The organism is Photobacterium alginatilyticum (assembly GCF_009910675.1).
GTDB classification, from domain to species: domain Bacteria; phylum Pseudomonadota; class Gammaproteobacteria; order Enterobacterales; family Vibrionaceae; genus Photobacterium; species Photobacterium alginatilyticum.
The window spans coordinates 1-366 of the sequence record NZ_RSEJ01000386.1 but is presented as its reverse complement, the minus strand read 5'-3'; the positions used below and the strand labels follow the sequence as shown (position 1 = coordinate 366).

The following is a 366-nucleotide window of genomic DNA, read 5'->3' as shown; positions in this document are numbered from 1 at the left end:
ATAATTGCTTTGTTAAACCCATTGTGCATGAAAAATGTATAACATGTAATCGATGTGATCATTATGAAGATTATGTTTATTGTCCAAATAGATATAAAATTAATAGACGTGATCTTGTTTGGGTTCCAAAGGATCGAGACACTAATCCTCAAGGACCCAAAAGTGGATTAGGGTACCAATGATTGTTTTGTTTTGTAGGTATGCTTGAGGTCGAAGCTAAACGAGGACAAGTGGTTCTTGGATAGCGGATGCTCGAGACATATGACGGGAGACAAAACAAAATTTACAACCCTTGCACCTAAAGACGGAGGCTATGTGACCTTCGGTGATAATGGCAAGGGCAAAATCATCGGTATCGGTAGTATC

At 38.8% G+C, this 366-nt stretch carries 1 protein-coding gene; it reads left to right on the top strand.

Annotated features, from left to right (window positions below; genetic code table 11):
- Positions 1–204: 204 nt before the first annotated feature.
- Positions 205–366: hypothetical protein (locus tag EIZ48_RS31220; RefSeq protein ID WP_439126601.1), on the top strand; the 162-nt coding region annotated here is incomplete at its 3' end.